The 3,891-nt window shown below is 35.8% G+C and carries 2 protein-coding genes; both read right to left on the bottom strand.

Features of this window, described 5'->3' with window-relative positions:
- Nucleotides 1-13 precede the first annotated feature (13 nt).
- Nucleotides 14-1,900, bottom strand: coding sequence for a DUF885 domain-containing protein (locus tag CXF67_RS08595; protein ID WP_102088386.1), 1,887 nt, complete (start codon nt 1,898-1,900; stop codon nt 14-16).
- 202 nt (nt 1,901-2,102) lie between these two features.
- Complete coding sequence (locus tag CXF67_RS08600; protein WP_102088387.1) at nt 2,103-3,653, bottom strand: vWA domain-containing protein; 1,551 nt, start codon at nt 3,651-3,653, stop codon at nt 2,103-2,105.
- Nucleotides 3,654-3,891: the final 238 nt, after the last annotated feature.

A 3,891-nucleotide genomic window follows, 5' to 3' on the forward strand; every position in this document is an offset into this window, starting at 1 on the left:
TTAGCCTTTGTTTTTAGTTGTTATTCTTTTTAAGTGACTCAGTAATATAGTTGCCTACAATTTCTTCTAAAATATCCAAAGGAACAGCTCCATTTTTTAATACCACATTATGAAATTCTTTTAAATCGAATTGACTGCCAAGTTTCTTTTTTGCATTTTCTCTAAGCTCTAATATTTTTAGCATCCCGATTTTATAAGCACAAGCCTGTCCTGGCATTACAATATATCGTTCAATTTCTGTAGCAACTTCTGTAGTGGTCATACCTGTGTTTAATACCATGTAATCAATCGCTTCTTCTCTTGTCCATTTTTTGTAGTGTATACCTGTGTCGACAACAAGACGAACTGCTCTAAACATCTCTGCTTGTAATCTTCCAAGATTTCCAAAAGGATCATTTTTATAAAAACCCAATTCCCAAGCTAATTGCTCAGAGTATAATGCCCAACCTTCAATATAGGCAGTAAAAAGACCAATAGTTCTAAAAATGGGCACACCTTCAAGTTCGGACTGAATGGCTATTTGAAAATGATGCCCCGGCACACCTTCGTGATAGGCGAGTGTTTTCATTCCGAATTTTACAGTCTCTTGTACATTTCTAAGATTAGCGTAAAAGGTTCCTCCTCTAGAGCCATCCATAGCAGGTCTATTATAATAGGCACCGGCAGAACCCTCTTCTTTAAATTCTGGAACACGTTTTACCTCGAGACCAGCTTTTGGTCGTACATCGAAGGCATCATCTAAGCCTGCACTTATTTCAGCGAGTATACGATCGTATTCGTCAAGAATCATTTGTCTTCCTTCGTCATTATTAGGGTAAAGAAAACGTTCTTCTTTATTCAATTTCTGTATAGTAGCTCCTAATGTCATTGATGAATCTGCATAACCTTGAGCTAAGAGAATATTTTGCATTTCACTTTTTATTCTTGCGACTTCCGATAGTCCAATCTGATGTACTTCTTCTGGCTCCAATTCAGTGGTTGTTTGCTGTTTTAATTGATAGCGATAGTATGCTTCGCCATTAGGTAATTTCCAAACACCATCATCGGTCTTGGCTTTTGATTTAAGCTGTTCGAAATATTGAATAAGATTTTTGTAGGCTCCAAAAACAGTAGTCTCTATTTCTTTTTCAACTTGTTTTTTGTAGCTATCTTTTTCCTCGGAAGAGAGTTCCTCTAATTTATCAATTTTTAATTCGAAATTAGTGAACAGAATATTCGATTTTACAGAAGAAAGGATGCTGTTTGAATCTTTATCACTAGCTATGCTATTTTTTTTAGCACCAATAAAACCATTCATTTCATCGAGTACACGCTCTATTACAAACTTAGGTGGTATAATGCCTTTGCTTTCTGATATTTTTAAGTTTTCTATTAATTGATTAAACTTAGTATCAAATTTAGATAAACGGGTAATATAGGCTTCTGCATCACTTTCATTTCTAAGTTTGTGAGAATTTTCCATAAGGCTTGGCAGTCCACTTTGAATGCCTCTCATTTGGTTTACTGGATAACCGTGATAAAAAAAAGGTTCGCCTTCTTTTATTCCTTCTAAATAAAAGCCTAAAATTTTAGTGTTGAGTTTATTTTCTTCTGATTGACTTTCAAAATCATAACTCATTAATGTCTCATAGTCTTCTTTCATTTTATTGAAAGATTCCCATTGCTCTGCATCCGAGATATCATCCAATTCATCTTTCGATCTGTCGTATAAGAATGGAATTCCCATGGATGTTGTAAGCTCTGGGCTATCTATAGCTAATTCTACAAAGACCTTGTCGTAAAAGTGTTTGATATTAAATGGTCGAAACCAGATTATGTTTATTAGCCAAAAAATGCCAATTAAAAGAAGTATAAGTATGGTTCTTGATGTCCAAAATTTCCAAGTGCGTTTTTTTGTCATGATTATTATTTTATTTAGCTATACATTTTATCAACGGTCGTTCTTTAATAAAGGCTAACGGTTTGTGTATGAAATGTAGGGATTTATGGAAACGTATTTGTCTGCCGAGCAGGATATTTTTGAGAGCAGAAAGCTCTTCGTAACCCCCGTCAGCCCTATATTTTCATACACTTTGTTAGCGAAAGTATTTTTATTCTTTCTTTTATTTTCTGTCCAGGTCCTTTGCTGCTTTTACTAATTTGATAAACTCAGCTCGATATCCTTCGTTGTCGTCTCCTTTGGAATCATTTGCTGTCGCGATTACGTGGTCGTAAGTCGAATTGCCTTTGAATTTTGAATCCCTTAACAATAAACCAAACTCCGCAACTGTAGCTGAAAACTTATAGTCAATTGATGTACTGTCAAGAGCAATGTTTTGATCAAGAATTGCTTGTTCAATCAGATTGCTTGTTGTCGTATCATTTGGATTTTTGTACCTGAACCTTATTGTTGCAATTTCAGTACTTGAATAAGCGTCAGGAGAAATGTTAGTCGTTTGATATTTGTAATCCACTCCCTTCGTTTCGTCTTTATCTTGCTCCTTTGTCATAATTTCGTATAATGCTGTCACAGAATGACCCGCACCCAATTCTCCTGCATCTTTAGTATCATCTTCAAAATCTTCGTTTTTTAGAAGACGGTTTTCATATCCGATAAGTCGATACTGGTAAACCTTTGTCGGATTAAATTCAATTTGAATTTTTACATCTTTAGCAATTGTCAGAAGTGTTCCACCCATTTCACTTACCAAAACTTTTTTAGCCTCAAACAGATTGTCAATGTAGTAATTATTGCCATTCCCATGGTCTGCCAGTTTCTCCATCTTTGAATCTTTATAATTGCCAGAGCCGAAGCCAAGGATTGATAAATAAATTCCTGTTTCTCTTTTCTTTTCAATTAGTCGCACAAGTTCACCATCACTTGACACTCCTACATTGAAATCACCATCTGTGGCTAAAATAATTCTGTTATTGCCTTCTTTTTTGAAATTCTCCTCTGCAATCTTGTAAGCAAGTTGTATTCCCTCACCTCCCGATGTGCTTCCTCCGGCTTGTAGGTCATTAATTGCCTGTATTATTTTTTCTTTGTTGTCACAAGATGTAGAAGGCAATATTTGTCCTGCTGCACCCGCGTACACAACAATGGCAATTCTATCGTTGTCGCGAAGTTGCTCAAGCAATAGATGAAAAGATGATTTTAACAGAGGTAATTTATTTGGGTCATTCATTGAACCCGAAACATCCAATAAAAAGACAAGGTTGTTTTCAGGAATGTTTTCTGTTTGCATCCTTTTTCCCTGTAAACCTATGTGTAGTAATTTGTTTTGAGTATTCCATGGACAATCAGAGATTTCTGTATGAATAGAAAATGGATGTTCGTTTTGAGGTGCTTCATAGTCATAGGTGAAGTAATTAATAAATTCCTCAATTCTTACCGCATCCTTTGGCGGTAATTGTCCCTGTGAAATAAACCTTCTTGAATTGCTGTATGATGCTGCATCCACGTCAATTGAAAATGTTGATAACGGATTCTTTAATACATCAAGAAACTCGTTCTCGTAGATTCTGTCATACTCTTCAGTATTAAAGTCAGCCTGCTCCTCTTCGACCATGTAATTTACTGTCGCAGGTGGCAAATATTCTGTGTCGTACTGTCCACCGCTACAACCTGAAATAATCAGGAAAGTCGCTATTAGTTTTGAGTGTGTTTTCATGTGTTCTGTTTTTGTTTAAATATTTTCGCTAACGTTGTTGTATATGGTTTGTTGCGTGTTTTAAGTAACTAATTTAGTAAATAATTACCGACCAAGAAAGTCCGCGAGGTCTTTCGCAAATAGGCAAGAAGCCAGCAATAAATTATATACGGTGTGTGTGCCCAGTATGGGCATCTTTACCTTACAGCAATGTAAGTTATTAATCTAGAGGGTGCAAGTCCCTTATGTGCAGGAGTAC

It is taken from the genome of Psychroflexus sp. MES1-P1E, from assembly GCF_002836055.1.
Lineage (GTDB): Bacteria > Bacteroidota > Bacteroidia > Flavobacteriales > Flavobacteriaceae > Psychroflexus.

What these genes read in the sequence shown, in the direction of transcription:
- CXF67_RS08595 (WP_102088386.1), bottom strand. Translation starts at nt 1,900, where the DNA reads ATGACAAAAAAACGCACTTGGAAATTTTGGACATCAAGAACCATACTT.
- CXF67_RS08600 (WP_102088387.1), bottom strand. Translation starts at nt 3,653, where the DNA reads ATGAAAACACACTCAAAACTAATAGCGACTTTCCTGATTATTTCAGGT.